Below are 24,007 nucleotides of genomic sequence, written 5' to 3'. Positions count from 1 at the left end.
TCGTGGGGTCGGAGAGGTGTAGAAGAGAGAGGGCTCGGTGTGGGTGCCGGCGTGGGCGCCGACCCCCACGCCGACGCCCACGCCGGCACCCACACCGAGCCCGACGCCGACGCCACCGCCGCCCGCCTGACCTCACAGATTGCTGGAGTGCCCGGGGAACAGGTGCGCCTCGGGGTCCAGGGTGACGGCGATGTTGTTGATCGCGGTCGCGGCCTCGCCGAACCCGGTCGCGATGAGCTTCACCTTGCCCGGGTACGCGGCGACGTCCCCGGCCGCGAACACCCGCTCCACGCCGGTCGCCATCGTCGAGTCGACCCGGATGGCGCGCTGGTGGATGTCCAGTCCCCAGTTCTCGATCGGCCCGAGGTCGGCGGTGAACCCGAGCGCGGCCACCACCGCCTGGGCCGGCAGCCGGATCGGCTCCTCGTCCTTGACCCGCACCTCGAACTCGGCGAGCGCGCCGTCCGGCCCCTCCCGCAGGGCCGTGACCTCGGCGTCGGTGATGATCCGCACCCCCAGCTCACGGGCCTGCGTGACGATCGACTCGGCGGCGCGGAACTTGGCCCGCCGGTGCACCAGCGTCACGCTGGCGGCCAGCGGGTGCAGCGCCAGCACCCAGTCGAACGCCGAGTCCCCGCCGCCGACGACCACGACGTCCTGCCCCGCGTGCGCGTCCAGCGAGGGCACGAAGTGGACCATGCCGCGGCCGAGCCAGCCGTCCCCGGCGGGCAGCGGGCGCGGGGTGAACTCGCCGATCCCGGCGGTGATCAGCACCGCGCGGGCGTGCACGACCTCACCGCCGTCGAGCACCACGTCCAGCCCGTCGTTCCCGCGGCGCAGCTCCTCGGCCTTGCGCCCGAGCAGGTAGTGCGGCTGCCACGGCGCAGCCTGCTCGACCAGCCCCTTGACCAGGTCCCGGCCGCGCACCGCGGGGAACCCGCCGACGTCGTAGATCAGCTTCTCCGGGTACATCGCGGTGACCTGACCGCCGGCTTCGGGCAGCGAGTCGACGACCGCCATCGACAGCCCGCGGAACCCGGCGTAGTACGCGGCGAACAGACCGGTCGGGCCCGCCCCCACGATCAGCACGTCCACTGACAGATCCATGGATCGACCGCCCTTTCGCCGTGATCCACCTCACCTCCGATCTAACCATTCCGGGTGCGCAAACACACGGAGCGAGCGCCCGGCGGACGGGCCAGACTCGGGTTATGGCTGAACAGGAATACCGGATCGAACACGACACGATGGGCGAGGTGAAGGTGCCCGTCGACGCGCTGTACCGGGCCCAGACCCAGCGCGCCGTCGAGAACTTCCCGATCTCCGGCCGGGGCCTCGAGCGCGCCCAGATCCGTGCGCTCGGCCTGCTCAAGGCCGCCGCGGCGCGGGTCAACGCCCGGTTCGGCGTGCTGGAGGGCGACCTGGCGAACGCGATCGCCGCGGCCGCCGACGAGGTGGCCGAGGGCAGGCACGACGCGCACTTCCCCATCGACGTCTTCCAGACCGGGTCCGGCACGTCGTCGAACATGAACGCCAACGAGGTCATCGCGACACTGGCGAGCCGGGCCCTGGGCGGTGACGTGCACCCGAACGACCACGTCAACGCCTCGCAGTCGTCGAACGACACGTTCCCGACGACGATCCACATCGCCGCCACCGAGGCCGTGCTGACCGACGTGATCCCGGCGTTGCAGCACCTCGCCGAGACCATCGAGGGCCGCGCGCAGGAATGGCAGGACATCGTCAAGTCCGGCCGCACGCACCTGATGGACGCCGTGCCGATCACGCTGGGCCAGGAGGCCGGGGCGTGGGCGGCGCAGGTCCGCTTCGGCATCGAGCGGCTGGAGTCCGGGCTGGGACGACTGGGTGAGCTGCCGATCGGCGGCACCGCGGTCGGGTCCGGCCTGAACGCGCCGGACGGCTTCGGCGCGGCGGTGGCCGAGGAGCTGGCGAAGGTCACCGGGCTGCCGCTGACCGAGGCCCGCAACCACTTCGAGGCGCAGGCCAGCCAGGACAGCGTGGTCGAGACCTCCGGCCACCTGCGCACGGTCGCGGTGTCGCTGGCCAAGATCGCCAACGACCTGCGGTGGCTGGGCTCGGGCCCGCGCACCGGGCTGGCCGAGCTCCAGCTGCCGGACCTGCAGCCGGGGTCGTCGATCATGCCGGGCAAGGTCAACCCGGTCATCCCGGAGGCGACGCTGCAGGTGGTCGCGCAGGTGATCGGCAACGACGCGGCGGTGGCCTACGCCGGTTCCCAGGGGAACTTCCAGCTCAACGTGAACCTGCCGGTCATCGCGCGCAACGTGCTGGAATCGGCGCGGCTGCTGGCCGCGGTGTCGCGCCTGCTGGCCGACAAGGTGATCGCCGGGATCACGGTCAACGAAGAGCGCACCAAGGCCTACGCCGAAGGCAGCCCGTCGATCGTGACGCCGCTCAACAAGTACATCGGTTACGAGGAGGCGGCCGCGGTCGCGAAGCAGGCGCTCAAGGAGCTGAAGACGATCCGCGAGGTCGTCATCGAGCGCGGCTACCTCGAGCAGGGCAAGCTCACCGAGGCCCAGCTCGACGAGGCCCTCGACGTGCTCCGGATGGCGCGCGGCGGCAAGTGAGCGGTGGCGGCCACCCGGGCGCCGGGTGGCCGCCACGGCCGGTCAGCGGCGGCGCAGGGACTTGTCCGCGAGCGCGGGCGGGGTGTAGTCGGGGTCGACCGCGTTGAGGTCGACGCCCGGCGGGACGATCTCGTCGATCCGGTCCAGCACGTCGTCGTCCAGCACCAGGTCCGCGCCGGCCAGCAGGTCGGCGAGCTGCTCCGGCGTGCGCGGGCCGATGATCGCCGAGGTGACCGCCGGGTGCGAGCGCACGAACGCGAGCGCCAGGTGCGTCAGCGGGCGGCCCAGGTCGGCGGCGACCTTCTTCAGCTCGTTGGTCGCCGCCAGCTTCGCCGCGTTGCCGGGCAGGGCCGGGTCGAACTTGTGGTTCTGCAACGCCACCCGGCCGGCCTGCAGGTCCACATCGGACGCCGTCGAGTACCGCCCGGACAGCCAGCCCGACGACAGCGGGCCCCAGGTCAGCACGCCCATGCCGTAGCGCTGCGCGGTCGGCAGGACGTGCCCCTCGATGCCCCGGTTGAGGATCGAGTACGGCGGCTGCTCGGTGCGGAACCGCACGTGCCCGCGCCGCTCGGCCACCCACTGCGCCTCGACGATCTGCTCGGCCGGGAAGACCGACGAGCCGATCGCGCGCACCTTGCCGGCCCGCACGAAGTCCGACAGCGCGGACAGGGTCTCGTCGATGTCGGTGGTGTGGTCGGGGCGGTGCACCTGGTAGAGGTCGACGTGGTCGACGCCCAGCCGCCGCAGGCTGGCGTCCAGCGCCTTGGTCAGCCAGCGCCGCGAGTTGCTGCCGGAGCCGCCGAGGCCGTAGAAGTGCCCCTTGGTCGCCAGCACGACGTCGTCGCGGCGCCCCTTGAGCGCCTTGCCGACGATCACCTCGCTCTCGCCGTCGGAGTAGATGTCGGCGGTGTCGACGAAGTTGATGCCCGCGTCGAGCGCGGTGTGGATCATCCGGACCGATTCGTCGTGGTCGCGGTTGCCCCACGCGCCGAACATCATCGCGCCCAGCGTGTACTCGCTGACCTCGATGCCGGTGCCGCCGAGAATCCGTCGTCGCATTTCGAGTTCCTCCCTCGTGGTGCCTGTGCCGACCACGTTCCCGCCGGTGGGAGGTCCGGACCAGGCAACGCTCGACCTGGGTCTGGCAGTACCAGGCAACGCGGTCGCCGCATCCGGATACTGGAGGCATGGACGGAGCTGAACTGGGGGCGTTCCTCAAGGCGCGCCGCGCGGCGCTGGACCCGCGCGACCTCGGCCTGCCGCAGGGTGTGACGCGGCGGCGCGTCGCCGGGCTGCGCCGGGAGGAACTGGCGCAGCTGGCCGGGATCAGCGTCGACTACCTGACCCGTCTGGAGCAGGGCCGCGCGCGGAACGTGTCGGAGGAGGTGCTCGATTCGCTCGCCCGGGCGTTGCGGCTCAACCCGGACGAGTGCACCTACCTGCACAACCTCGCGACGCAGCGGCGCAAGCGGAACGGACGATGCCCGGTGCAGCAGGTGCGCCCGGCCCTGCAGCAACTGCTGGACGCCATGTCGGTGCCCGCCTTCGTCTTCGGCCGCTACCTCGACGTGCTGGCCTGGAACCCGCTGGGCGGCGCGATCGCGTTCGACTTCGGGTCGTTGCCGCCGGAGGACCGCAACCTGCCGAAGCTGTTCTTCCTCAACGAGGCCGAAGCTCGCACCCTGCACCCCGAGTTCGACCAGGTCTGCGAGGAGGTGGTGGCGAACCTGCGGGCCGAGGCGGGCCGGTGCCCGGACGATCCCCGGCTGGCCCAGCTGATCGGTGAGCTGTCGCTGCGCAGCGACCCGTTCCGCCGCCTGTGGGCGAGCCACCACGTGCGGGACAAGGCCCACGGCCACAAGCGCATCCACAACCCGCTGGTCGGGGAACTGCACCTGCGGTACGAGACGCTGCGCCTGCCCGACGAACCGGACCAGGCGATCGTGACCTACACGGCGGAGCCCGGCTCGGAGTCGGAGCGGGCGCTGGGCCTGCTGGCCAGCTGGGTCGCCACGGACGACATCGATCAGGCGACGTTGCGCCGCGCCGCCGGCGGCTGATACTCGCGCGACCGGTCGGCGGGCTCGGCGAGTTCCCGGCCGGTTTCGTCGAGGCTGGTCCGGTCCACCGGCTCGGCGCCCGCCCGGTTGCCGGGCCACGGCCACCGGCCCTCGCGCCGCGCGACCAGCCCCGCGCAGACCACGCCGAACAGCAGCGGCAGGTGGCTGGCCAGCCGTTCCCAGCCGACCCGGCCGCCGAGCACGTCGAACAGGGACAACCCGGCCAGCACGGCGGCGAAGCTGAGCAGGACCGGCAGCTGGCTGCGCGCCTGGCGCGGCTTGGCGGCCGCCCACAGCAGGGCGATCGCGATGGCGAAGTTGAACGCCGCGGCCTCGTGCTCGACGTGCGAACCGGGCTGGACGACCATCCCGTCGCCCATCCGCTGCGGCACGAACAGCAGCGACACCACAATGGACAGCTGGGCGACCGCGGTGATCACCAGCGCCCACCGCGGCCAGTCGTGCCGGGCCGGCCGGGCGGGCGCGTGGTCGAGCACGCGCCCGGCCACGTCCGGCGACGCCGCGGCCGGTTCCAGGCGCACCAGCCGCGTCACCGCCGCCGCCTCGTCCTGCCAGGCCAGGCAGGCCGCGCAGCGCGTCACGTGCTCGTCCAGCGCAGCCGGATCCACCCCCGGGTCCTCACCGTCGAGGGTGGCCGAGATCGCCTCGCGCGCGGTCGCACAGTCCATGTCTGCCAGGTCGTCCTATCCCGCGGGATAGTTCCCGCACCCCTTCGACCGCGGGGACCGGTTGGCCATAAGGTCATCGGCCAGGGCCTGCACTGGGAGGAACGCGCAATGGACGACGACGAGATCACCCGGCACGCCTTCCTGGCGGCACGCGGGGATCGGGCGGCCGCCGAGCGTTTCGTGTCCGCGACCCAGCGCCAGCTGCACCGGCTGCTGACCTACCTGTCCGACCCCGGTGTGGCCGAGGACCTGGTGCAGGAGACCTATCTGCGGGCCTTCGCCGCGCTGCCGTCGTTCGCCGGCCGCTCGCCCGCCCGGATGTGGCTGCTGTCCATCGCCAAGCGCGTCGCGGCCGACCACCTGCGCACGACCCGCCGCCGCCCGCGGACCAGCCAGGTCGAGGACTGGGTGGCGACCGCCGAGCAGAGCGGGGCCCGGACGCCCGACCACGGCCGGCTCGTCGTGCTGCGCGAGCTGATCGCCGAGCTGGAGCCCGAGCGCCGGGAGGCGTTCGTGCTCACGCAGGTGATCGGGCTGTCCTACGCGGACGCGGCGGAGGTGTGCGACTGCGCGGTCGGCACCATCCGGTCCCGCGTGTTCCGCGCCCGCGAGGACCTGACCAGCGCACTCAACTCGAACGGGCGAGCGGCGTCACTCGGCTGAGCTCCAGCGGTGCTCGACGCGGGCGAGCCGCCAGTAGGCGATGGCGGCCACCCACACGACGACGAACAACCCGACGACGATGTAGCCGACGTTGTCCAGCTCGATGTCGGCGATCCAGTCGATCAGCGCGCCGGACCAGCCCAGGTCGTCCCTGGCCACGCCGACCAGTTCGATCGTGCCGATGACCAGCGCCACCGCGACGGACAGGCCGGTGATCGTGAGGTTGTAGTAGATCTTGCGGACCGGGTTGGCGAAGGCCCAGTCGTAGGCGAAGTTCATGAACGTGCCGTCGAGCGTGTCGAACAGGCTCATCCCGGCCGCGAACAGCAGCGGCAGGCACAGGATCGCGTACCAGGGCAGGCCGGCCGCGGCGCCGGACCCGGCGAGCGCCAGCAGGAGCACCTCGGTGGCGGTGTCGAACCCGACGCCGAACAGCAGCCCGACCAGGTACATCTGGCCGGGGCGGCGGATCGAGCGGGTGAGCCGGCCGAGGAAGCGGTTGACGAACCCGCGCGAGTCGAGCCGGGCCTCCAGCTCGGCCTCGTCGAAGCGGCCGCGACGCAGCTCGCGCCACACCTTCCAGATCCCGATCAGCGCGACCAGGTTGAGGATGCCGATCAGGTACAGGAACCCGCCGGACGCGCCGGTGGAGATGAGGCCGAGCACCCGGTGCGCGGACGAGCCGTCCTCGGTCCAGCTCAGGATGCCCTTCGCGCCGATCGCGACGAGCACCGCCAGCACGACGACCACGGTGGAATGCCCGAGGGCGAACCAGAACCCGACGGAGAGCGGGCGTTGGCCCTCGGCCATCAGCTTGCGGGTGGTGTTGTCGATCGCGGCGATGTGGTCGGCGTCGAACGCGTGCCGCATGCCGAGCGTGTAGGCCGTGAGCCCCAGCCCGAAGCCGAACACCTGCGTGCCGACGGCGTAGTGCCCGGGCACCACGAGCAACGCGAGGATCCCGAAGGCGACCGCGTGCAACACGACGATCGCCAGCAGCAACAGGCCCGTGCGGTAGGTGTCCTGCCTGCGCCAGGACAGGGTGGGTGAAGTCCCCATGGAGACCGCCTTCCAGCACCTCGTGGATGGTCCAATCGGTGCCGTGGCCGGTCTCCTGGCTTCGGATCGACATCCGCGGCCCGCCTTCCCGGACTCGCGTCCAGTGGCTGTCCCGGGCCGGGACTTCCCGTTCACAGTGGCGAGGGCCGCGCCGGTTTCACACCGGACTTCCCGAGCACCACGGCCCGCCCACGGTACGGTTCGGCCGCGCGGCGGAGCAAGAGCCATCCCAGTGACCGGGGCCCTACCGCTGGGGACGGGGAATGTGCTGGGTGTCGGCGGCCCTGCCCGGCTCTCCGGGCTGTCCGCTCAGCTCCCGGTCGCCTCCTCGATCAGCGACTTCGCGACCCGCTTCGCCGTCGCCACGGCCGTCGGCGTCACGTCGAGCGACGCGGCCACCGTCGCCCCCTCGACGAGGATCAGCAACGCCTCCGCCAGCCGCGCGGGGTTGCGCACCCCCGCCTCCGCCGCGATGTCCCGCAGGTAGCCCAGCAACCACCGTTTCGACGCCGCGATCACCTGGCGCCCCGGGTGGTCCGCCTCCGGCAGCTCGGCGTGCGCGTTGACGAACGCGCAGCCCCGCGTGTTCTCGGTCGCGAGCCAGTCCGCGAGCGCGTCGAACACCGCCAGCAGCCGGCGAGCAGGCGTCGACCGGCGGCCGGCGAACGAGTGGACCCGCTCGCGCCACCGCACGTCCCGGCGCCACAGGTAGAGCGCGACCAGCTCGGCCTTCGAACCGAACCGGTCGTACAGGGTCTTCTTGGTCACCCCGGCCTCGGCGGCGATCGTGTCCACGCCCACCGCGTGGATCCCGTTGTCGTAGAACAGCTTCCCGGCGACCGTGAGGATCCGTTCGGCGGCCGGGGTCAGCGGCTTGTCCGTCTCCACGACTTGACAGTACACCGACCGGTATAGCTACGGTAGCTATACCGACCTGTATACCGAAGGAGGCCGCATGCGGGGGAACGTCGTCGCCGGAACCGGTTTCGTCCTGTTCTGGAGCTCCGGTTTCGTGGGCGCGACGCTGGGCGCCCACTCCGGCGGCGCGGTGGCGCTCCTGGCCTGGCGGTTCCTCGCCGCGGGCCTGCTGCTGGGCGCGTGGTGGATCATCCGCCGCCGCTCGATGCGGCCCCGCGACGCCGCGATCCAGGCCGGTCTCGGCGTGCTCTCCCAGGGCGCCTACCTGTACGGCGTGTACGCGGCGGCGGATCTCGGCGTGGCGGCCGGGACGTCGGCGCTGATCGCCGCGCTGCAACCGATCGTGGCGGTGGTACTCAGCCAGTTCGTGCTGGGCGAACGCGCCGGGGCGCTGCGGTGGGCCGGGCTGGTCGTCGGGCTGGCCGGGGGGGCGCTGGTGGTGAGCGACGACCTGTCCGGCCGCCCGGGCACCCCGCCGCTGGCCTACGCGCTGCCGTTCCTGTCGATGCTCGCCCTGGTCGCCGCCACCCTGATCGAACGCAAGACGGCGTCCGCCGTGCCGCTCTGGGACGGCCTCGTGGTGCAGTGCGTGACCAGCGCGGTCCTGTTCACCGGCATCGCGGCGCTCACCGGAGACCTGACTCCGCCGGCGGATCCGGACTTCTGGGTCGCGGTCGGGTGGGTCATCGTGTTCTCCACGTTCGGGGGATACGGCTGCTACTGGCTGGTCCTGCGTCGTAGCTCGGTGACGACGGTGTCGAGCCTGCTGTACCTCACACCACCTACGACGATGGTGCTCGCCTGGCTCATGTTCGGCGATTCGATCACCCTGCGTGGTCTGCTCGGGCTCGTCGTCTGCCTGGGCGCGGTCGCCGTGGTCCTGCGTCCCCGGAAATTGTCGGTGGGTGGAGAGATGATGTCCGCATGCTCCTCGCCGACGTCGTCACAGCCTCCGCCTCGCTAGCGGCCACCCGCTCGCGCAAGGCGAAGGTCGCGACGCTGGCGGACCTGCTCAACCGCGCGGACGAGCGGGAACTGCCCGCCGTCGTGGCTTTCCTGACCGGCCGGCCCACCCAGGGCCGGATCGGCACGGGCTGGCGCACGCTGGCCGAGCTGGGCGCGAGCCCGGCCGACGAACCGAATCTGACAGTGGCCGAGGTCGACGCCGCCCTCGGCGAAGTGGGTGCCGCTTCGGGCAGCGGGTCGGCCAGGCGCCGGTCCGGCCTGCTGACCGGGCTGTTCACCCGGGCCACCGAAGCCGAACAGCAGTTCCTCTTCCGCCTGCTCACCGGCGAGCTGCGGCAGGGAGCGCTGGAAGGCGTGATGCTCGACGCGATCGCGGCGGCGGCGAACGTGCCCGCCGAAGCGGTCCGGCGCGCGTTCATGCTGTCCGGGCGGCTGCCGGTCACCGCGCTGGCCGCGGTCACCGGCGGCGAGGCCGCGCTCGGCGGCTTCGGACTCGAGCTGGGACGTCCGCTGCGGCCGATGCTGGCGTCCCCGGCGGAATCGCTCGACGAGGCGGTGCGCGAGCACCCGTCCGCCATCGTCGAGTACAAAATGGACGGAGCGCGGATACAGGTGCACCGCGACGGCGACGAGGTGCACGTCTACACGCGAACGCTGCGCGAGATCACCCAGCACGTGGGCGAGCTGGTGTTTCTGGTGCGAGCACTGCCCTGCCGGTCGGTGGTGCTCGACGGCGAGACGCTCGCGCTGACCGACGACGGCAGGCCACGGCCGTTCCAGGAGACGATGAGCCGGTTCGGCAGCACGCGCGAGGAGCAGGTGCGCGCGTTGCTGCTGCGACCGTACTTCTTCGACTGCTTGCACCTGGACGGCACGGACCTGCTGGACAAGCCGTTGCGGGAGCGCAACGAGGCGCTGCGCCGGGCGGCCGGCGAGCACCTCATCCCGGGGCGGAGCGAACCGCCGGATCCGAGCGCGATCCTCGCGGCGGCCCTCGACGCCGGGCACGAGGGCGTCATGGTGAAAGCGCTCGACTCGCCGTACGCGGCGGGGCGGCGGGGGCGGGCGTGGCTGAAGGTGAAGCCGGTGCACACGCTCGACCTCGTCGTCCTCGCCGCGGAGTGGGGCCACGGCCGCCGCACGGGGTACCTGTCGAACCTGCACCTCGGCGCACGCGACCCGGACGGCGGCCCGCCGATCATGGTGGGCAAGACGTTCAAGGGGCTCACCGACGAGTTGCTCGCGTGGCAGACCAAGACGTTCCAGGAAATCGAGACGCACCGGGACAAGTGGACGGTCCACGTCCGGCCGGAACTGGTGGTCGAGATCGAACTGGACGGCGCCCAGGTCAGCACCCGCTACCCGGGCGGTGTGGCACTGCGTTTCGCGCGCGTGGTGCGCTACCGCCCGGACAAGGACCCAGCCGACGCGGACACCATCGACGCCGTCCGCGCCACCCTCCGGAGGTGACGCCAGGAATCACGCCGCGACCACGAGCAGCCCCGGCCCAGGGCGGCCTCGTCCTGACACGGAAGCTGCCCGTGCAACCCGGTCAGCGATTTCGACCGGCGAAGCCGTCACGGCGACCGGCGATCACACCCGGCCGAGGAAGATCGGGTTCGTCATCGCGGCCATGGCGCCGAAGTTGAGACCAGCCGACAGGGCGGGAGCACCCGCCGAACCATCAGCAAGGGGGTGACGTACCTCAGCACGCACATAAGCCGACACCGCGGGCGTGGTCAGCCACGTCACGCTGCCACTTCCCGAAGCGGGAAGACTCTGCTGGAACACCTGCCCCTCGTCCGTGATCAGGCGCACGGTCCCGTTCGGCACGCCCGACACGTCCAGCCGCACGGCCACCTCGTCCCCGGCGGCCACGGCCAGACGGTCGCCGATGCCGGCGGCCTGCCCGCGCGGTCCGGTCGCGACGAGTGACAGGTCCACACCGGCCGACTCGGCGATCCAGCTCCGCCCGGCCTTGATCCCGTCGAGGATCGCGTCCCGGGTGAGCGCGTCGGCGAGGACGACGGTCTGCGGCAGGCCGATCGTCTGGCCGGGGTTGTGCGCGTCGCTGTTGCCCATCGCGGGCAGCCAGCTTCCCTTGCCGCGCACGGATTCCACCAGGGTGTTGTCCCATTCGGACACGGCGGCGTCGTCGTCCCACGTCCACGGGCCGTTCCACACCTCGACCGCGTCGAAGCCGGCGTAGCCGAACTTGAAGTTGCACCCGACCCACGGGCAGTACGGGTGCGCGGCGACGCAGAGGCCACCGGAACGGTGCACCTCACGCTGGTACTCGGGCAGTTCGCCGTCGCGGGACCGGTACCGCCAGTCGACGAACTGGCCGGGCCGCACGCCGAGCGCGAGCCAGTGTCCGTTGCGGGTGGTCACCTCCTCGCCGAGCATGATCAGCAGGTCGTCGCCGGCGAACTCGCCCCACGCGCCGTGCGACGACGACGTGTTGTGGTCGGTCGAGGTGATGAAGTCCAGCCCGGCCTCGCGCGCACCGGCGGCCACCTCGGACGGCAGGCGCCTGCCGTCGGAGTGGACCGTGTGCAGGTGGCAGTCGCCGCGGTACCACCGGCGGCCGCGCGTGCGGGTGCGCTCGGACGGGTAGTTCGGGCGGTACGGCGCGCCCGCGGGGCCGTAGGCGAGGGTCACCTCGACGCGGTAGTTCAGGCCCTGCGGCGCGATCGTGTACGGGCCGAGCACGACGTGCCACGTGCCGGGCGTGATGTCGCCGGGCAGGTAGCCGGGGGTGGCTTCGGTGCGGCTGATCGAGAAGCGGTCGCGGAAGCCGCCGGACCAGCCGCGGAAGCCGTTGCCGCCGAGCGCGGCGCCGCGGTTGTCGAAGATGCCGATGTCGCACGAGTTGCCGGGCGTCCCGCTGGGCACGGCCGGTTTGTCATAGGTGTAGACCACCGACAACTGGCTCACCCCGACCGGGACCTCCACCGGCAGGTACACGAAGTCGGCCGTGCCCGGCTCGAACCGCCCGGTCAGCACCTTGGTCTCGGTCCGCCCCTCGGCCGCCTCCGCGAACGTCACCGGCGCGAGCGTCACCGCGCCGGCCACCGACGCCGCCTGCAGGAAACCGCGTCGGGAAACTCCGCAACCCATGCACATGCGGCCATGTCATCAGCGGCGGGTGACCGTCGCGAGCCGCGTGCCGGTACACCGCGTGTCCATAACCTGAACGAACGTCACACTTCCGAGCTTAGGTACGGCTAAGCTAAGTTGCAGAGCGTGAACGAGCTCATGTCACCAACAGTGACCAGGACGACGCCTCGCCAGCTGTTGCTCCTGGTGTTCCTGCTGGTGGCGCTGGTCGTCGCGGTCGCGTTGAGCCTGGTCCTGGGTAGCAACGACCTGGGGCTGGGCACCGCGGTCCGGGTGCTGCTGCACGACGACGGCAGCGAAGCGGCGACGATCGTCCGCGAGGTGCGTCTGCCCCGCACGGCACTCGGCGTGCTCGCCGGTCTGGCGCTGGGCGCCGCCGGGGTCCTCATGCAGGGGCACACGCGCAACCCGCTGGCCGATCCGGGCCTGCTCGGCATCAACGCGGGCGCCGCGCTCGCGGTGGCGCTGGCCGCGCAACTGTTCGGGGTCGTCGATCCCGGTGGCCAGGTGTGGTTCGGGTTCGCCGGGGCGCTGATCGCGACCGCCGCGGTGTTCGCGATCGGCTCGAGCGGGCGGCAGCTGAGCCCGGTGCCGATGGCGCTGGCCGGTGCGGCCGTGATGGCGCTGCTGTCGACGTTCACGTCGCTGGTGATCCTCAGCGACAACCCGACGCTGGACGTCTACCGCCGGTGGGTGGTGGGTTCGATCAGCGGCCGCGACGCGAGCATCAGCCTGGGGATCCTGCCGTTCGTGGCGGCCGGGCTGGTGCTGGCGATGCTCAACACGCGGGCGCTGAACGCGGTGTCCCTCGGCGAGGACACGGCGCGCGGGCTGGGCCAGTCGGTCGCGGCGAGCCGGCTGGTGGGCCTGGCGGCGGTGACGCTGCTGGCCGGCGCCGCGACGGCCGCCGCCGGGCCGATCGCCGCGCTGGGGCTGATCGTCCCGCACGTGGTGCGCGCCGTGACCGGCCCCGACCACCGGTGGCTGGTCCCGTGCTCCGCCCTGGCGGGCGCGGTGCTCGTGCTGCTCGCCGACGTCGCGGGCCGCCTGATCGCGGGCCCGGCGGAGATCCCGGCGGGCATCATGCTGGCCATCCTCGGCGGCGGCGCGTTCGTGCTGATCGCCCGGCGCACCCGGCTGGTGAGGCTCTGATGGCAACCCTGGCTGCATCGCCTGGTGACACCACCCGCCGGGGCCGCACCGCTGCCTGGGCTCATGCAGCACCCGATTGCGCGGCCGCCGCCGTCCAGTTCTTGGTCGACCGGGACCGCCCCGGGGTCGCCGGCGTCTCACGCGCGGTGAGGGCCTCGGGCTGTTCCCGCGAAGGCGGGCGCGCATGACCGCCACCCTCGGCGCGCGGTGGAACACCCGCGCGGCCACCGTCTGCCTCGTCGTGCTCGGTGCGCTTCTGCTGGTCACCGCGGTGGGTGTGACGATCGGCGAGTACCCCATCGCGCTCGGGCAGCTTCCCGAGCTGCTCACCGGCGGCGGGCACCGGATCGACCGGCACATCCTGTTCGACCTGCGCGTGCCGCGGGCCGTCACCGGGTGCCTCGCCGGCGCGTGCCTCGCCATGGCCGGTGCCCTCACCCAGACCATCTCCCGCAATCCGCTCGCCACCCCGGACATCCTCGGCGTCACCGGCGGCGCCTCCGCCGCCGCGGTGGCGGTGATCGTCTTCGGGGGTGGCATCTACAGCCTCGCCAGCGGCATCACCACGATCGGCGTGCCCGCGGCCGCGCTCGCCGGTGGTCTCGTCGCCGCCGCGGCGGTCTACGGGTTCTCCTGGCGCCACGGAGTCGACGGCTTCCGGCTCATCCTCGTCGGCATCGGGTGCGGCGCCGTCCTCACGGCACTGACCAGCTGGCTCCTCATCCTCGCCAGCATCAACAGCGCCGCCCAGGCCACGGTCTGGCTCGTCGGCTCGATCAGCGCCGTGAGCTGGGACCAGACCGTCCCGCTGATGATCCTCGCCGCGCTCCTCGTCCCCGCCGCGCTCACCCTGCCCCGCACGCTCGCCGTGACGCAGCTCGGCGACGACGCGGCCGCCGGGCTGGGCGTGCGGATCCAGGCGGCGCGCCTGGGCACGATCGGCGTGGCCGTCGGACTGACCGCGGCCGCCGTCGCCGCCGCCGGGCCGGTCGGCTTCGTCGCCCTGGTGACGCCGCAGGTCATGCTGCGGCTGACCGGCGGCTCGCGCCCGCCGCTGGTCGCGTCCGCGCTCGGCGGCGCCCTGCTCGTCCAGGCGTCCGACCTGCTCGGCCGCACCGCGTTCGGCTGGGAAGTCCCGGTCGGACTGGTCACGGCCGCGATCGGCGCCCCCTACCTCATCTGGCTCCTCCTCCGACGACGTTGACCCCGAAGAAAGGTGACCCCATGACGACCACCCGCCGGACCTTCCTCACCGGCAGCCTGGCCGTGGCCGCGACCGGCCTCCTCGCCGCGTGCGGTTCGGGCGGCTCGGACCCGGCCGCGAGCGGCGGTGCCTGGTCGTTCACCGACGACCTGGGCACCAGGGTCGACCTCGACGCCCGGCCCACGCGCATCGCCGGCCTCAACGACGCCATCGCGTCCCTGTGGAACTACGGCATCACGCCCGTCGCGTCGTTCGGCTACACCGGCCTGGCCGACGACGTGAACTTCCGCGGCCGCGACCTCAGCCAGGTCAAGGAGGTCGGCCGCACCTACGGCGAGATCGACATCGAGGCGCTCGCCGCCGCCAAGCCGGACCTGATCCTCACCCACGCCTACCCGGTGGACAGCGCGGGCACGATCGACACCACCCAGCCGCTGTACGGGTTCAAGGACCTCACCCAGCAGAAGGCGGTCGCCGAGATCGCGCCGATCATCGCGCTGAAGATGGCCGGCTCGGCGACCAACGTGGTCGACCGGACGGTGGAACTGGTGAAGGCGCTGGGCACCGAGCCCGCCGCCGACGCCGAGCAGGCCTACGAGGCCGCGCGCACCCGGTTCCAGAACGCCACCGCCAAGGGCCTCACGGTGATGGCGATCGCCGCCTACCCGGGCGACGGCGTCTACATCTGCAAGGCCGCCGACGACCCGGCGCTGCGCAGTTACACCGAGCTGGGCCTGACCTACCCCGACCCGGGCGGCGCGAAGTACTACTGGGAGCAGGTGAGCTGGGAGAACATCGGCAAGCACCCGACGGACGTCGTGCTGTACTCGCTGCGCGCCATGGACAAGGACACGCTCCTGCAGCAGGCCACCTTCGCCCGGATGCCCGCGGCCGCGGCCGGGCAGGTGTTCCCGTGGGAGTTCTCGTCCATGGACTACGTGGCGCAGGCCCGCACGTTGAACAACCTGGCGGCGAACCTCGAGGCGGCGCGCAAGGTCGTCTAGATCCGGTCACCCCGGAAGGGATGGACCGGCCCTTGGAGACACACCCCTTCCGGGGCGAATTGACCGCTCCCCGCGCAGCGCGTCAGCTCAGCCGGGGGGTGCGCAACCCCTCCGGCGCCTCCGCGCCCGCCCGTGCCCACGCCACCAGCCCCGCCACGTCAATGCCGTACGGAGGTTCCGCCGCGTACGGCTCGATCGCCGCGGCGGCGCGGGTCAGCAGGGACGACGCGCCCTTCCGGTTGCCCCGCGCGGAGTGCGTCAGCCCGACCGCCAGCTGCGCCAGTCCCTTCCACAACGCACGATCCGGCCCGTCCGAGGACTTCCACGCGTCCTCGAACACCTCGTGCGCGTGGAAGGGCCGTCCGGCGTCCAGCAGGTTCTGCGCCTCCGCAAGCGTTTGCGCCGGGGTGCGCGCGATGCCTTCCGGCTGGCGTTCCACCCCCGGCGACCCGTACGGCAGCGGCCGCCCCAGCCCGTCGCGCGGGCGGGCGTTCCGCGGTTTGCCCTCGGCGTCCCGGTCCCGATCGGCCATGCGCCCGATTGTGCCGTAGTCTGGGGACTCGTGCGTTTTCTCGATGGCCACGGGCCCGCTCACGACCTCACTTACGACGACGTCTTCCTCGTGCCCAACCGCTCAGCCGTGGAATCGCGCTTCGACGTCGACCTGTCCACCGTCGACGGCACCGGCGCGACCATCCCGATCGTCGTCGCCAACATGACCGCCGTCGCGGGGCGGCGGATGGCCGAGACCGTCGCCCGGCGCGGCGGGCTCGTCGTCCTGCCCCAGGACGTCGACCCGGCGGCGGTCGCCGACATCGTCGCCTGGATCAAGAGCCGCCACACCACCTGGGACACCCCGCTGGTCCTCACCGGCGGTGACGCGGTCGCCGACGCCCTCAACCTGATCGGCAAGCGCGCGCACGGCGCCGTCGTCGTGGTCGACGAGCACGGCCACGCGCACGGCATCGTCGACGAGGCCGCCTGCACGGGCGTCGACCGCTTCGCGCGCGTCACCGAGGTCGCCTACGAACCGCCCGTGACCTGCCCGCTGGACACCCCGTCCCGCGAGGTCTTCGAGCGCCTGCACGCCGCCGGCGCGCAGATCGCGCTGGGTGTCGACGCCGACGGCAAGCTCGCCGGCATCCTCACCCAGACCGCGGCGCTGCGCGCGGACATCTACACCCCGGCCGTGGACGCCCGGCGGCGGCTGCGGGTCGCCGCCGCCGTGGGCATCAACGGCGACGTCGCCGCCAAGGCCGAGTCGCTGCTCGCCGCGGGCATCGACACGCTCGTCGTCGACACCGCGCACGGCCACCAGGAGAAGATGATCGCCGCGCTGAAGGCCGTCCGCTCGGTCTCGCCCGCGGTGCCGGTCGTGGCGGGCAACGTCGTCACCGCCGAGGGCACGCGCGACCTCATCGACGCCGGTGCCGACGTGGTCAAGGTCGGCGTCGGCCCGGGCGCGATGTGCACGACGCGGATGATGACCGGCGTCGGCCGCCCGCAGTTCTCCGCCGTCCTCGAATGCGCGAAGGCCGCCCGCGAGCTGGGCAAGCACGTGTGGGCCGACGGCGGCGTGCGCCACCCCCGCGACGTGGCGCTGGCGCTGGCCGCCGGAGCGTCCGCGGCGATGGTCGGCTCGTGGTTCGCCGGCACCCACGAAAGCCCCGGCGACCTGCGCTACGACGAGCACGGGCGGCCGTACAAGGAGTCGTTCGGCATGGCGAGCAAGCGCGCCGTCGGCGCCCGCACGCGCACCGACAACGTCTTCGAGCGGGCACGCAAGGCCCTGTTCGAGGAGGGCATCTCGTCGTCGCGGATGCTGCTGGACCCGCAGCGCCCCGGCGTCGAGGACCTGATCGACGAGATCTGCTCGGGTGTGCGGTCCGCGTTCACCTACGCCGGCGCGCGGGACATCGAGGACTTCCACCGCCGCGCCGTGCTGGGCATCCAGTCGGCCGCCGGGTTCGCCGAAGGCCGGCCGCTGCCCGCGGGCTGGTGAGGAACGGGGCCGCCACCCAGCGGAGGCGGCCCCGCCTCGGGAACTACCCGTGGTCCTCCAGCATCTCGGTGACCAGCGCGGCGATCGGCGACCGCTCCGAGCGGGTCAGCGTGACGTGCGCGAAGAGCGGGTGGCCCTTCAGCTTCTCGATCACCGCGGACACGCCGTCGTGGCGTCCGACGCGCAGGTTGTCCCGCTGCGCCACGTCGTGGGTGAGCACCACGCGGGACGCCGTGCCCAGCCGCGACAGCACGGTCAGCAGCACGTTGCGCTCCAGCGACTGCGCCTCGTCCACGATCACGAACGAGTCGTGCAGCGACCGGCCGCGGATGTGGGTCAGCGGCAGGACCTCCAGCATGCCGCGGTCGAACACCTCGTCCAGCACGTCCTGGCTGACCAGGGCGCCGAGCGTGTCGAACACCGCCTGCGCCCACGGCTGCATCTTCTCCGACTCCGACCCCGGCAGGTAGCCCAGGTCCTGGCCGCCGACGGCGTAGACCGGCCGGAACACCACCACCTTGCGGTGCTCACGGCGCTCCATCACCGACTCCAGCCCGGCGCACAGCGCGAGTGCGGACTTGCCGGTGCCTGCCCGTCCGCCGAGCGAGACGATGCCGATGTCCGGGTCGAGCAGCAGGTCCAGCGCGATCCGCTGCTCCGCGGAGCGGCCGTGCAGGCCGAACGCCTCCTTGTCGCCGCGGACCAGCTTCACCTTCTTGGCCGGGGTCAGCCGGCCCAGCGCGCTGGAGCTGCCGGAACCGGCCACCAGCCGCAGACCGGTGTGGCACGGCGACTCGCCCACCTCGGGCAGCCCGTATTCGGCCAGGTCCACGAGACCGTCGCGGAACAACGCGTCGACCGCTTCCTGCGGGACCTCCACGTCGACCATGCCGGTCCAGCCGGACGGCGCCACCTCCAGCGCGCGGTACTCGTCGGCGGGCAGGCCGACGGCGCCGGCCTTGACCCGCAGCGGGATGTCCTTGGTGACCAGGGTGACCGCGTCGCGCTCGACCTTGAGGTTCAGCGCGCAGGCCAGGATCCGGTGGTCGTTGGAGTCGGTGCGGAACCCGGGCGGCAGGACCGTCGGGTCGGAGTGGTTCAGCTCGACGTGCAGGGTGCCGCCGGAGTCACCGATCGGGATCGGGGCGTCCAGGCGGCCGTGCTTGAGCCGCAGGTCGTCGAGCTGGCGCAGGGATTCCCGCGCGAACCAGCCCAGTTCGGGGTGATGCCGTTTCGCCTCCAGTTCACTGATCACGACCAACGGCAGGACCACGGCGTGCTCGGCGAATCTCGTGATGGCCCACGGGTCGGCCAGCAGAACCGAGGTGTCCAGGACGTAGGTGTGCTGCCCGGGAACGGGACTCGGGGGTTCTGCGGTGCCCTCCGCGGAATTCGATGAGCGGCCGGAGGCCTTACGGGGCGAACGCTGCGTAGTCACGACGGCATCTCCCTCGTGGACGTGGCACCACGCCCACACTCGCTGGGCCGGGCACCACCCTGGCTGGACCGCTCTTCGCTTCCGCTTACGCGTCAGCGCGCAGGGCCACGAGGGCCGGGTGCCGGCCCCCTCGTGGGTATCGCGAACGGCTCACGCGCCGTCTGCTCTACAACCGCCACTACCAGGGCCTCCCGTGATGGTCCGCAAGGTCACGAGCCATCACTTCGGAAGTTACCTGCGTTCGACGCTTCGTGCAGGCAGCCAGGCAGGTGATTCACCAGGTTGTCATCTCACCGTCGGTAGAGAACAAATCAGCGAATCGACACGGAACGTGTTGTCAAGTACCGAAACGGCGGTGCCGCCACGCGTAGTCACGGAGGGCGCGCAGGAAGTCGACCCGGCGGAAGGCGGGCCAGTAGGCCTCCGTGAACCAGAACTCGGAGTGCGCGGACTGCCACAGCAGGAAACCGGACAGCCGCTGCTCGCCGGAGGTGCGGATGATGAGGTCCGGGTCGGGCTGCCCCGAGGTGTAGAGGTGCTCGGAGATGTGGTCGACGTCGAGGATCTTCGCCAGCTCGCGGATCGACGTGCCCTCGTCGGCGTGCTGGAGCAGCAGCTTCTTGACCGCGTCCGCGATCTCCTGCCGCCCGCCGTAGCCGACGGCGACGTTGACCTCCATGCCGGTGCGCTTCTCGGTGCTCGCCGCGGCCGACTGCAGGCGCTTGGCGATCGGCCCGGGCAGCTGGTCAAGCGCGCCGACGACGCGGATGCGCCACGGGTTGCCCGCCTGCGCCAGCTCGTCGACGACGTCGGCGATGATCTCCAGCAGCGGTTCGAGCTCCTCGGTGGCGCGGCTGAGGTTGTCCGTGGACAGCAGCCACATCGTCACGACCTCGACGTCGGCCTCGCGGCACCAGGTGAGGAAGTCGGCGATCTTGCGCGCTCCCGCCCGGTGCCCGTCGGAGACGTCGGTGAAGCCGGCTTCCCGCGCCCACCTGCGGTTGCCGTCCAGCATGATCGCGATGTGCCGCGGATGCTTGCCTGCCGCCTGCTGGATCAGACGGCGGCTGTAAATGCCGTAGACAAGCTTGGACCCGAAGGAGCGAAGACTCACGTCCAACCAATGTACGCAGGGTCGGGAAGCGACGTGGGCCGGGCCACGGTTGACTGGCGCGGAACCTACGTCGCCGTAACCTTGTTGGTGTGACCGTTGAGACCGAACCCTTCGTCGACACCCGTCCCCGGCTCCGCGGCCATATCCACTTCTGGACGTTCTTCAGCGCGCTCGCCTGCGTGGCGACGCTGATCGCGTTCGCCGGCGCCACGGTGTCCGGCCTGGCCGCGCTGGCCACGTCGGTGTACGGGCTGACCGTCCTCGGCGTGTTCGGCGTCAGCGCGCTGTACCACCGGCGGATCTGGAGCCCACGCGCCTACCAGTGGATGAAGCGCGCGGACCACTCGATGATCTTCCTGTTCATCGCGGGCACCTACACCCCGTTCACGCTGCTGGCGATGTCGAAGCCCACCGGGTACGTCGTGCTGGGCGTGGCCGGGGGCGGCGCGCTGGCCGGGGTGGCGCTGAAGATGCTGTGGCCGGGCGCGCCGCGCTGGCTCGGCGTGCCGATCTACGTGGCGCTCGGCTGGGTGGCGATCTTCGTGCTGCCCGAGCTGGCCACGCACGCCGGGGTGGCCGCGCTGGTGCTGCTCCTGGTGGGCGGCCTGTTCTACACGGTCGGCGCGGTGTTCTACGCGGTGAAGTGGCCGAACTACTGGCCGGACACCTTCGGCTACCACGAGTTCTTCCACGCGTGCACGGTGCTGGCCGCGGTCTCGCACTACATCGCCGTCTGGCTGGCCCTGTACGCCTGACGCCGCTCGTCGAACGCGGCGAGGAAGGTGCGCACCATCGGCCGGGCCGCCGCACGGCTCACGGCGAACGCCGCCGCCAGCGCGACCACCAGGATCACGCCGCCGAGCCAGACCATCGTGTCGACGGGCAGCGTGTAGGCGCCCACGACCCGCACCGCGGACTCGCCGAGCAGGGCCACGCCCCACACGACCGAGAAGAGCCGCTCCGCCCGTCGGAAGGCCGGCGAGGTCCCCGAAAGCCCGTCCCACACCGCGGTCCTGGCGGGGTCACCCTTGGTGAACAGCGGCCGCAGCACCTCGGTCATCAACGGCTTCCCGATCACCACCGACGCCAGGATCCCGACGCCGAGGATGCTGGTCACCCCGCCGTCCTTGGCCAGCATCAGCCGGGGATCACCGGTCAGCAGGCTCGACAGCAGCCCGGTGGTGTTGACGACCAGCATCAGCACCGCCAGGACGTTGACCCGCCGCTCGCGGGCCAGGCACCACACCGCCCGCACCGCGGGGATCGCGCTGCTCCACGCCAGCGCGGCGATCGTGCTCAGGCCGGCGGCCTGGCTGAGCAGGAAGTAGGCGGCGACGGGAAGCCCGGCGTCGATGATCAGCGGGGCCAGGGCCGAGGTCTTGTTCGTCATGACCCCAGCTTCGCCCCCCGGCGGCATCCGGTGAGCATGCCGAACATCCGGTCCCGGGCATGACATTTGTCAGCCCAGCAGCCGCCGGAGGTAGTAGTCCACCGTGGCGACCGCGTCGGCCGGGGCGGTCTGCCCCAGCGCCACCTCGACGCCCAGCCCGGCGGCCACCTGGAACAGGACGCGGGCCTCCTGACGCGGGTCGAGGCCGGGGGTCTCGCCGGCCGCCGCCTCGACCAGCCCGGCCAGGAGACCGTACAGTTCGGCGTCACCGGCGGCCATGCCCTCGGCGATCTTCTCGTCGGTGAGGGCGCGGTTGAGGTAGGCGACGCCGAGCAGGATGAACTGCCACCTCTCCGCGGTGAGGCCGAGCATTTCGGTCAGCACCTCGCGCAGGATCCGCTCCGGCCCGGGATCGGCCAGCGCCGCCAGGCGCGCCCGGACCCGCGCGCTCGTTCGCCAGCTCCAGGGCGAACCCCAGCATGTCGTCCTTCGAGGCGAAGCAGTGCCGCACCCGCCCCATCGAGACGCCGGCTTCCGCGGCGACCTCGCGCAGGCTCACCGCCTCGATCCCGGGTCACGACGCAGCACAACTGGTCTGCCTCGTGGCCGGCATCCAGCTCGGCGCGGTTCCGTCGGTCCAGGCGATCCTCGGCGCGCGGCAGGGCGGGCTCTTCCACTGGCTCGACCTCACCGCCAAGAAGAAGCGGGCCTAACGCAGCATCGCGGGGCGGAGGAACGGTTCCGGCACCGCGAAGCCGTCCACCAGCAGCCGCGCGTGGGGGCGCAGCTCGGCGCACAGGTCGTTCACCGCGGCGACCACGGCCTTCGCCCGCGCCGAGGTCAGCCGACCGTGCTCCAGGAACCACGCGCGGTCCTCTTCGACGTTCGACAGCACGTACAGGTCGCACACCCGCTCCAGCAGCGCCCGCGCCTCCGCGTCCGCGCACCGGTCGATGGCCGCGACGAACGCCTCCAGCACGATCCGCTCGACGTGCACCCGCGCCGCCCGCAGCACGTGGTCCTGCGCGTCGTTGAAGACCTCGAACGGGTCGGCCTCCTCGGCCCGGCGCAGCCGCCGCGCGCAGCCCTCCAGCACGTGCTGCTCGCGGTCCTCGAACAGCTTCACCTGCCAGCCGCGGTCGAACAGCACATCGTCGTCGTCCCGGCCGGGCGCGGCGTCCACCAGCCGCTCGATCACCTTGCGCGCCGCGGTCCGCTCGATCACCGCGCCGACGAACTGCTCGGCCACGAACCGCGCCGTCGCCAGCGGGCTCAGGTCGGCGAAGTGGTCGCGATAGCTGGTCAGCAGGCCCTTCGCGACCAGCTGCAGCAGCACCGTGTTGTCGCCCTCGAACGTGGTGAACACGTCGGTGTCGGCCTTCAGCGCCGGCAGCAGGTTCTCCGACAGGTATCCCGCGCCACCACAGGCTTCCCGCGCCATCTGGATGCTGCGGGTCGCGTGCCAGGTCGCGATCGCCTTGATCCCGGCGGCGCGCGACTCCAGCTCGCGCTGCGCCCGCTCCTCGGCGTCGGCGGTGCCCTGGATGTCGTGCAGCGCCCGGGTCAGCTCCTCGTGCGCGAAGTGCAGCGCGTAGGTGCGCGCGATCGCAGGCAGCAGTTTCCGTTGGTGCGCGCGGTAATCCAGCAGCAGGGTCTCCCCGGACTCACCGGGACGGCCGAACTGGCGGCGCTTCTCCGCGTACCGGGTGGCGATCGCCAGCGCCCGCTCGGTGGCGTGGATCGCGCCACCCGCCACGCTGATCCGGCCGCGGATCAACGTGCCCAGCATCGTGAAGAACCGGCGGTTGTCGCTTTCGATCGGGCTCGTGTACGTGCCGTCCTCGGTGACGTCGCCGTAGCGGTTGAGCAGCGCGTCGCGCGGCACCCGCACGGAGTGGAACGTCAGGCGCCCGTTGTCGACGCCGTTCAGCCCCGCCTTGCGGCCGTCGTCCCCGATCTCCACACCCGGCATCGGCGCACCCGACTCGTCCCGGATCGGCACCACGAACGCGTGCACGCCGCGGCTTTCCCCGCCGGTGACGAGCTGCGCGAACACCACCGCCATCCGGCCGTGCCGCGCGGCGTTGCCGATGTAGTCCTTGCGCGCCTGCTCGTCCGGGGTGTCGATGACGAACTCGCGGGTGGCCGGGTCGTAGGTCGCCGTGGTGCGCAGGTTCTGCACGTCCGAGCCGTGCCCGGTCTCGGTCATCGCGAAGCAGCCGAGCAGGTCCAGGTCCATGATCCGGGCCAGGTACCGCTCGTGGTGCGGCGCCGTGCCGAGCAGCTGGATCGCGCCGCCGAACAGGCCCCACTGCACGCCGGACTTCACCATCAGCGACAGATCGCCGTAGCCGAGCATCTCGAACGACACGACCGAACCGCCGATGTCGCCCCCGCCGCCGTACTCGCGGGAGAAGCCGAGCCGGTGCCAGCCGCTCTTGGCCAGCTCGCGCAGGCGCTCCAGCACCCACGCCCGGTACTCCTCGGTGCTCAGGTCGTAGGGCTCGTCCAGGTCGTACCCGGCGAACTGCGCGCGAATCTCCCGGCGCAGCTGGGCCCACTGTCCATCCAGTACCGCGGTCAACGCATCGGGGTTCATGTTCCTACTCTGGCGTA

At 72.0% G+C, this 24,007-nt stretch carries 24 protein-coding genes and 1 riboswitch; of the genes, 11 read left to right on the top strand and 13 right to left on the bottom strand.

What is annotated here, in order from left to right:
* Positions 1-132 precede the first annotated feature (132 nt).
* A complete protein-coding gene (locus D0D28_RS27365) occupies positions 133-1,107 on the bottom strand; it encodes an NAD(P)/FAD-dependent oxidoreductase (protein ID WP_162831204.1) in 975 nt (324 codons plus the stop codon).
* A gap of 104 nt (positions 1,108-1,211) precedes the next feature.
* Between D0D28_RS27365 and D0D28_RS27360 the strand changes: the two genes are divergently transcribed.
* Entirely contained in the window at positions 1,212-2,609 is a 1,398-nt protein-coding gene (locus tag D0D28_RS27360; RefSeq protein WP_116113579.1) for a class II fumarate hydratase, read from the top strand.
* A gap of 42 nt (positions 2,610-2,651) precedes the next feature.
* Here D0D28_RS27360 and D0D28_RS27355 read toward each other — a convergent pair whose 3' ends face one another.
* On the bottom strand, positions 2,652-3,671 hold the full coding sequence (locus D0D28_RS27355) for an aldo/keto reductase (protein ID WP_116113576.1): 1,020 nt from the start codon (positions 3,669-3,671) through the stop codon (positions 2,652-2,654).
* 128 nt (positions 3,672-3,799) lie between these two features.
* On the opposite strand from D0D28_RS27355, the gene D0D28_RS27350 reads away from it, so the two are divergent.
* Positions 3,800-4,672, top strand: coding sequence for a helix-turn-helix domain-containing protein (locus D0D28_RS27350; RefSeq protein ID WP_094004705.1), 873 nt, complete (start codon positions 3,800-3,802; stop codon positions 4,670-4,672).
* Here the strand turns inward: D0D28_RS27350 and D0D28_RS27345 are convergent.
* Positions 4,639-5,361, bottom strand: coding sequence for a zf-HC2 domain-containing protein (locus D0D28_RS27345; RefSeq protein ID WP_116113573.1), 723 nt, complete (start codon positions 5,359-5,361; stop codon positions 4,639-4,641). The two genes, D0D28_RS27350 and D0D28_RS27345, sit on opposite strands and share 34 nt — an antisense overlap.
* A 108-nt stretch (positions 5,362-5,469) precedes the next feature.
* Between D0D28_RS27345 and D0D28_RS27340 the strand changes: the two genes are divergently transcribed.
* On the top strand, positions 5,470-6,024 hold the full coding sequence (locus tag D0D28_RS27340; protein ID WP_094004703.1) for a sigma-70 family RNA polymerase sigma factor: 555 nt from the start codon (positions 5,470-5,472) through the stop codon (positions 6,022-6,024).
* On the opposite strand, the gene D0D28_RS27335 is transcribed toward D0D28_RS27340, so the two are convergent.
* Both D0D28_RS27335 and D0D28_RS27330 read right to left on the bottom strand, forming a co-directional pair.
* Positions 6,013-7,065, bottom strand: coding sequence for a HoxN/HupN/NixA family nickel/cobalt transporter (locus D0D28_RS27335; protein WP_116113584.1), 1,053 nt, complete (start codon positions 7,063-7,065; stop codon positions 6,013-6,015). The genes D0D28_RS27340 and D0D28_RS27335 overlap by 12 nt on opposite strands.
* Positions 7,066-7,111: 46 nt before the next feature.
* Positions 7,112-7,281: riboswitch (cobalamin riboswitch) on the bottom strand.
* Between the two features lie 111 nt (positions 7,282-7,392).
* The gene (locus D0D28_RS27330; RefSeq protein ID WP_094004702.1) at positions 7,393-7,971 is read right to left on the bottom strand and encodes a TetR/AcrR family transcriptional regulator; all 579 of its coding nucleotides are present in this window, start codon (positions 7,969-7,971) and stop codon (positions 7,393-7,395) included.
* A gap of 67 nt (positions 7,972-8,038) precedes the next feature.
* On the opposite strand from D0D28_RS27330, the gene D0D28_RS27325 reads away from it, so the two are divergent.
* Positions 8,039-8,965: a DMT family transporter gene (locus D0D28_RS27325; RefSeq protein WP_116113570.1), complete on the top strand. Its 927-nt coding sequence runs from the start codon at positions 8,039-8,041 to the stop codon at positions 8,963-8,965.
* A complete protein-coding gene (locus D0D28_RS27320; RefSeq protein WP_116113567.1) occupies positions 8,926-10,437 on the top strand; it encodes an ATP-dependent DNA ligase in 1,512 nt (503 codons plus the stop codon). Before D0D28_RS27325 ends, D0D28_RS27320 begins: the two co-directional genes overlap by 40 nt.
* A gap of 123 nt (positions 10,438-10,560) precedes the next feature.
* Here the strand turns inward: D0D28_RS27320 and D0D28_RS27315 are convergent, their stop codons facing one another.
* Positions 10,561-12,093 (bottom strand): CehA/McbA family metallohydrolase, encoded by a 1,533-nt coding sequence (locus D0D28_RS27315; RefSeq protein ID WP_240323373.1) that lies wholly within the window; start codon positions 12,091-12,093, stop codon positions 10,561-10,563.
* Positions 12,094-12,213: 120 nt separating this feature from the next.
* On the opposite strand from D0D28_RS27315, the gene D0D28_RS27310 reads away from it, so the two are divergent.
* From D0D28_RS27310 to D0D28_RS27300, 3 genes are all read left to right on the top strand, one after another.
* Complete coding sequence (locus D0D28_RS27310; protein WP_116113564.1) at positions 12,214-13,239, top strand: FecCD family ABC transporter permease; 1,026 nt, start codon at positions 12,214-12,216, stop codon at positions 13,237-13,239.
* A 184-nt stretch (positions 13,240-13,423) separates the two neighbouring features.
* The gene (locus D0D28_RS27305) at positions 13,424-14,443 is read left to right on the top strand and encodes a FecCD family ABC transporter permease (RefSeq protein WP_116113562.1); all 1,020 of its coding nucleotides are present in this window, start codon (positions 13,424-13,426) and stop codon (positions 14,441-14,443) included.
* 20 nt (positions 14,444-14,463) lie between these two features.
* A complete protein-coding gene (locus D0D28_RS27300; protein ID WP_094004697.1) occupies positions 14,464-15,447 on the top strand; it encodes an ABC transporter substrate-binding protein in 984 nt (327 codons plus the stop codon).
* 82 nt (positions 15,448-15,529) lie between these two features.
* Here the strand turns inward: D0D28_RS27300 and D0D28_RS27295 are convergent, their stop codons facing one another.
* Positions 15,530-15,979 carry a DUF309 domain-containing protein gene (locus tag D0D28_RS27295; RefSeq protein WP_094004696.1) on the bottom strand — a complete coding sequence of 150 codons (450 nt, stop codon included), beginning with the start codon at positions 15,977-15,979 and terminating at the stop codon, positions 15,530-15,532.
* Between the two features lie 30 nt (positions 15,980-16,009).
* Here D0D28_RS27295 and D0D28_RS27290 point away from each other — a divergent pair, with 30 nt between their 5' ends.
* Positions 16,010-17,449 (top strand): GuaB1 family IMP dehydrogenase-related protein, encoded by a 1,440-nt coding sequence (locus D0D28_RS27290; protein WP_116113560.1) that lies wholly within the window; start codon positions 16,010-16,012, stop codon positions 17,447-17,449.
* A gap of 43 nt (positions 17,450-17,492) precedes the next feature.
* Here the strand turns inward: D0D28_RS27290 and D0D28_RS27285 are convergent, their stop codons facing one another.
* Together D0D28_RS27285 and D0D28_RS27280 are read right to left on the bottom strand one after the other, a co-directional pair.
* Entirely contained in the window at positions 17,493-18,887 is a 1,395-nt protein-coding gene (locus D0D28_RS27285; protein WP_162830606.1) for a PhoH family protein, read from the bottom strand.
* Between the two features lie 337 nt (positions 18,888-19,224).
* Complete coding sequence (locus tag D0D28_RS27280) at positions 19,225-20,001, bottom strand: isoprenyl transferase (RefSeq protein ID WP_116113558.1); 777 nt, start codon at positions 19,999-20,001, stop codon at positions 19,225-19,227.
* Between the two features lie 89 nt (positions 20,002-20,090).
* On the opposite strand from D0D28_RS27280, the gene trhA reads away from it, so the two are divergent.
* Entirely contained in the window at positions 20,091-20,756 is a 666-nt protein-coding gene (gene trhA, locus D0D28_RS27275) for a PAQR family membrane homeostasis protein TrhA (protein ID WP_116113555.1), read from the top strand.
* On the opposite strand, the gene D0D28_RS27270 is transcribed toward trhA, so the two are convergent.
* The 3 genes from D0D28_RS27270 to D0D28_RS37710 all read right to left on the bottom strand — a co-directional run bounded on the left by D0D28_RS27270 (position 20,723) and on the right by D0D28_RS37710 (position 21,950).
* Positions 20,723-21,391: a VC0807 family protein gene (locus D0D28_RS27270; protein ID WP_116113553.1), complete on the bottom strand. Its 669-nt coding sequence runs from the start codon at positions 21,389-21,391 to the stop codon at positions 20,723-20,725. The genes trhA and D0D28_RS27270 overlap by 34 nt on opposite strands.
* Before the next feature lie 69 nt (positions 21,392-21,460).
* Positions 21,461-21,775: a TetR family transcriptional regulator C-terminal domain-containing protein gene (locus D0D28_RS27265; RefSeq protein WP_205413369.1), complete on the bottom strand. Its 315-nt coding sequence runs from the start codon at positions 21,773-21,775 to the stop codon at positions 21,461-21,463.
* Positions 21,657-21,950 (bottom strand): hypothetical protein, encoded by a 294-nt coding sequence (locus tag D0D28_RS37710; protein WP_205413368.1) that lies wholly within the window; start codon positions 21,948-21,950, stop codon positions 21,657-21,659. Before D0D28_RS37710 ends, D0D28_RS27265 begins: the two co-directional genes overlap by 119 nt.
* Between D0D28_RS37710 and D0D28_RS36295 the strand changes: the two genes are divergently transcribed.
* Complete coding sequence (locus tag D0D28_RS36295; RefSeq protein ID WP_205413370.1) at positions 21,871-22,104, top strand: hypothetical protein; 234 nt, start codon at positions 21,871-21,873, stop codon at positions 22,102-22,104. The genes D0D28_RS37710 and D0D28_RS36295 overlap by 80 nt on opposite strands.
* On the opposite strand, the gene D0D28_RS27255 is transcribed toward D0D28_RS36295, so the two are convergent.
* The gene (locus D0D28_RS27255; protein ID WP_116113548.1) at positions 22,101-23,990 is read right to left on the bottom strand and encodes an acyl-CoA dehydrogenase; all 1,890 of its coding nucleotides are present in this window, start codon (positions 23,988-23,990) and stop codon (positions 22,101-22,103) included. The genes D0D28_RS36295 and D0D28_RS27255 overlap by 4 nt on opposite strands.
* Positions 23,991-24,007: the final 17 nt, after the last annotated feature.

The sequence above is a fragment of the Amycolatopsis ruanii genome, assembly GCF_003385175.1.
In the GTDB taxonomy this organism is placed as follows: domain Bacteria; phylum Actinomycetota; class Actinomycetes; order Mycobacteriales; family Pseudonocardiaceae; genus Amycolatopsis_E; species Amycolatopsis_E thermalba.
This window is presented reverse-complemented; position numbering and strand designations above follow the sequence as displayed.

Coding starts and splice junctions, on each gene's coding strand:
- D0D28_RS27305 (WP_116113562.1), top strand. CDS start 13,424: ATGACCGCCACCCTCGGCGCGCGGTGGAACACCCGCGCGGCCACCGTC.
- D0D28_RS27300 (WP_094004697.1), top strand. CDS start 14,464: ATGACGACCACCCGCCGGACCTTCCTCACCGGCAGCCTGGCCGTGGCC.
- D0D28_RS27320 (WP_116113567.1), top strand. CDS start 8,926: ATGCTCCTCGCCGACGTCGTCACAGCCTCCGCCTCGCTAGCGGCCACC.
- D0D28_RS27340 (WP_094004703.1), top strand. CDS start 5,470: ATGGACGACGACGAGATCACCCGGCACGCCTTCCTGGCGGCACGCGGG.
- D0D28_RS27295 (WP_094004696.1), bottom strand. CDS start 15,979: ATGGCCGATCGGGACCGGGACGCCGAGGGCAAACCGCGGAACGCCCGC.
- D0D28_RS27315 (WP_240323373.1), bottom strand. CDS start 12,093: ATGTGCATGGGTTGCGGAGTTTCCCGACGCGGTTTCCTGCAGGCGGCG.
- D0D28_RS27270 (WP_116113553.1), bottom strand. CDS start 21,391: ATGACGAACAAGACCTCGGCCCTGGCCCCGCTGATCATCGACGCCGGG.
- D0D28_RS27355 (WP_116113576.1), bottom strand. CDS start 3,671: ATGCGACGACGGATTCTCGGCGGCACCGGCATCGAGGTCAGCGAGTAC.
- D0D28_RS27255 (WP_116113548.1), bottom strand. CDS start 23,990: ATGAACCCCGATGCGTTGACCGCGGTACTGGATGGACAGTGGGCCCAG.
- D0D28_RS27325 (WP_116113570.1), top strand. CDS start 8,039: ATGCGGGGGAACGTCGTCGCCGGAACCGGTTTCGTCCTGTTCTGGAGC.
- D0D28_RS27350 (WP_094004705.1), top strand. CDS start 3,800: ATGGACGGAGCTGAACTGGGGGCGTTCCTCAAGGCGCGCCGCGCGGCG.
- D0D28_RS36295 (WP_205413370.1), top strand. CDS start 21,871: ATGTCGTCCTTCGAGGCGAAGCAGTGCCGCACCCGCCCCATCGAGACG.
- D0D28_RS27360 (WP_116113579.1), top strand. CDS start 1,212: ATGGCTGAACAGGAATACCGGATCGAACACGACACGATGGGCGAGGTG.
- D0D28_RS27345 (WP_116113573.1), bottom strand. CDS start 5,361: ATGGACTGTGCGACCGCGCGCGAGGCGATCTCGGCCACCCTCGACGGT.
- D0D28_RS27365 (WP_162831204.1), bottom strand. CDS start 1,107: ATGGATCTGTCAGTGGACGTGCTGATCGTGGGGGCGGGCCCGACCGGT.